This is a genomic window from Vibrio sp. 1580, assembly GCF_033340055.1.
On record NZ_JAWOVT010000040.1, the window covers coordinates 1 to 4070 of the forward strand.

The 4070-nt window shown below is 52.5% G+C and carries 1 protein-coding gene; it reads right to left on the bottom strand.

Annotated elements, in window-relative coordinates:
• A partial coding sequence (locus R7093_RS23820) for a tandem-95 repeat protein (protein WP_318146843.1) occupies window positions 1–4070 on the bottom strand: 4070 nt, incomplete at both ends.

The window sequence follows — 4070 nt, forward strand, 5'->3', positions numbered from 1 at the left end:
TTCACTGCATCTTCAGTGATACTTTCTACAGCATCGACCTTGATCGTTGGCGCATCGTTTACTGGGTTAACGGTAACAGCTACTTTCGCTTGGTCAGTCAGCGAACCATCAGTGATGGTGTAAGTGATTTCGGCGTCACCATTGAAGTTCTCGGCCGGTGTAAAGACCAATTTTCCATCAACAATCTCAACTGTGCCTTGCGCTTCAGGTACAGACGCCGATTGGATAGACAACTTATCGCCATCAATATCGGTGTCGTTTGGCAGGACATCAATCGTCACTGGCGTGTCTTCGTCAGTAACGGCATTGTCATTGGTCGCCACTGGCGCGTCATTGACTGGCGTCACATCGACGTTCACCGTGGTGGACTCTGACACCCCACCTGACGTAACGATGTAGGTGAAGCTGTCTGTGCCGTGGAAGTTGTCGTTTGGCGTGTAAGTGACGCTGCCATCCGGGTTGACCGAGACCGTGCCGTTAGCTGGACCGTTGTTGGTATCCAGCGACACCACTTTGTCGTCGCCTTCGAACGTGTCGTTATCTAAGACCTTAATGATGGTTGGCGTATCTTCCACAACCGTCGCTTTATCTGCCACGATATCCGCCACTGGCGCTACTGTGAAGTTCACCGTTTGGCTAACGCTCTCGCCGCTTGGATCGGTAGCCGTAAACGTCAGCGCTTCTGAGCCGTTCCAGTCTGCCGTTGGAGTGAACGTAGCAATCCCATTGACGATCGCCACTTGAATGTTGCTGTTGCCAGAGATGCTAAACGTTAACTCGCCATCCACGTTATCCACATCGCTGAAAGCGGTATTCAGATTGATGCTGTATGGCGTAAAATCTTCCGCCAAGGTTTGGTCTGCAATGTTGCTTTCAACCACAGGCGTGTCGTTCACCGCATTCACGGTGACGTTGACCGTTGCTTGGTCAGTCAGTGCACCATCGGTCACGGTGTAAGTGATTTCGGCCTCACCATTGAAGTTCTCAGCTGGTGTGAAGACCAATTTGCCGTCAACAATCTCGACTGTGCCTTGTGTTTCAGGTACGGACGCCGATTGGATAGACAGCGTATCACCATCGATGTCGGTGTCGTTTGGTAGGACATCAATCGTGACAGCGGTATCTTCTTGTGTTGTTGCCGCGTCATCTTTTGCCACTGGCGCATCGTTCACTGGTGTGACATCGACGTTCACCGTGGTGGACTCCGATACCCCACCGGAGGTGACGATGTAGGTAAAGCTGTCTGTACCGTGGTAGTTGTCGTTTGGCGTGTAAGTGACGCTGCCGTCCGGGTTGACTGAGACCGTGCCGTTGGCTGGTCCATTGTTGGTATCCAGCGACACCACTTTGTCGTCGCCTTCAAAAGTATCGTTACCTAAGACCTTAATGATGGTTGGCGTGTCTTCCACAACTGTCGCGTTGTCTGCCACGATGTCCGCTACAGGGGTAACCGTAAAGTTCACCGTTTGGCTAACGCTTTCGCCGCTTGGATCGGTGGCCGTAAACGTCAACGCTTCTGAGCCGTTCCAGTCTGCGGTTGGAGTGAACGTAGCAATACCATTGACGATCGCCACTTGAATGTTGCTATTACCAGAGACGCTAAACGTTAACTCGCCATCCACGTTATCCACATCACTGAAGGCCGTATTCAGATCGATGCTGTATGGCGTAAAGTCTTCTGCCAAGGTTTGGTCTGCAATGCTACTTTCAACCACAGGCGCGTCGTTCACCGCATTTACGGTGACGTTGACCGTCGCTTGGTCAGTCAGCGCACCATCGGTCACATCGGTCACGGTGTAAGTGATTTCAGCGTCACCATGGAAGTTCTCAGCCGGTGTGAAGACCAGTTTTCCATCAACGATCTCAACTGTACCTTGGTCACTCGGCACAGACGCCGATTGGATAGACAGCGTATCGCCATCGATGTCAGTATCGTTTGGCAGGACATCAATCGTCACTGGCGTATCTTCATCAGTAATCGCCGTGTCATTGGTCGCCACTGGCGCATCATTCACTGGTGTGACATCGACGTTCACCGTGGTGGACTCACTGACCCCACCCGACGTGACGATGTACGTGAAGCTGTCTGTACCATGGTAGTTATCGTTCGGCGTGTAGGTCACGCTGCCATCCGGGTTGACTGAGACCGTGCCGTTGGCTGGTCCATTGTTGGTATCCAGCGACACCACTTTGTCGTCGCCTTCAAACGTATCGTTACCTAAGACCTTAATGATGGTTGGCGTATCTTCCACAACCGTCGCGTTGTCTGCCACGATGTCCGCCACAGGCGCTACCGTGAAGTTCACCGTTTGGCTGACGCTTTCGCCGCTTGGATCGGTGGCAGTAAAGGTCAACGCTTCAGAGCCGTTCCAGTCCGCAGTTGGGCTAATGGTCGCAATGCCATTTTCAATCGACACCAACACGTTGTTGTTGCCAGAAACGCTGAAGCTCAGCTCGCCATCCACGTTATCCACATCGCTGAAGGCCGTATTCAGATCGATGGTGTATGGCGTAAAGTCTTCTGCCAAGGTTTGGTCTGCAATGTTGCTCTCAACCACGGGCGTGTCGTTCACCGCATTCACGGTGACGTTGACCGTCGCTTGGTCAGTCAGTGCACCATCGGTGATGGTGTAAGTGATTTCAGCATCACCATGGAAGTTCTCGGCCGGTGTGAAGACCAACTTGCCGTCAACAATTTCAACTGTACCTTGGTCACTCGGCACAGACGCCGAATCAATGCTTAACGTATCACCATCGATGTCAGTATCGTTTGGTAGGACATCAATCGTCACTGGCGTGTCTTCGTCAGTGACAGCGGTATCATCTTTTGCCACTGGCGCGTCATTCACTGGCGTCACATCGACGTTCACCGTGGTGAATTCCGATACCCCACCGGAGGTAACGATGTACGTGAAGCTGTCTGTACCGTGGAAGTTGTCGTTTGGCGTGTAAGTGACGCTGCCGTCCGGGTTGACCGAGACCGTGCCGTTAGCTGGACCGTTATTGCTATCGAGCGACACCACTTTGTCGCCGCCTTCGAACGTGTCGTTACCTAAAACCTTGATGATGGTTGGTGTGTCTTCCACAACCGTCGCTCGGTCAGATTCAATATCTGCCACAGGCGCCACTGTGAAGTTCACCGTTTGGCTAACGCTTTCACCGCTTGGATCGGTGGCGGTAAAGGTTAGGGTTTCTGAGCCATTCCAGTCTGCGGTTGGAGTGAACGTAGCAATCCCATTGACGATCGCCACTTGAATGTTGCTATTACCAGAAACGCTAAACGTTAACTCACCATCGGCGTTATCCACATCACTGAAGGCCGTATTCAGATCGATGCTGTATGGCGTAAAATCTTCCGCCAAGGTTTGGTCTGCAATGTTGCTTTCAACCACGGGCGTGTCGTTCACCGCATTCACGGTGACGTTGACCGTCGCTTGGTCAGTCAGTGCACCATCGGTGATGGTGTAAGTGATTTCAGCATCACCATGGAAGTTCTCGGCCGGTGTGAAGACCAACTTGCCGTCAACAATTTCAACTGTACCTTGGTCACTCGGCACAGACGCCGAATCAATGCTTAACGTATCACCATCGATGTCAGTATCGTTTGGCAAGACATCAATTGTCACTGGCGTGTCTTCGTCAGTAATGGCCGTGTCATCGTTTGCCACTGGCGCATCGTTGACTGGTGTGACATCGACGTTCACCGTGGTGGACTCTGATACCCCACCCGACGTAACGATGTAGGTGAAGCTGTCTGTACCGTGGTAGTTGTCATTCGGCGTGTAGGTCACGCTGCCATCCGGGTTGACCGAGACCGTGCCGTTAGCTGGTCCATTGTTGGTATCCAGCGACACCACTTTGTCGTCGCCTTCGAACGTGTCGTTACCTAAGACCTTGATGATGGTTGGTGTGTCTTCCACAACCGTCGCTCGGTCAGATTCAATATCTGCCACAGGCGCCACTGTGAAGTTCACCGTTTGGCTAACGCTTTCACCGCTTGGATCGGTGGCGGTAAAGGTTAGGGTTTCTGAGCCATTCCAGTCTGCGGTTGGAGTGAACGTAGCAATCCC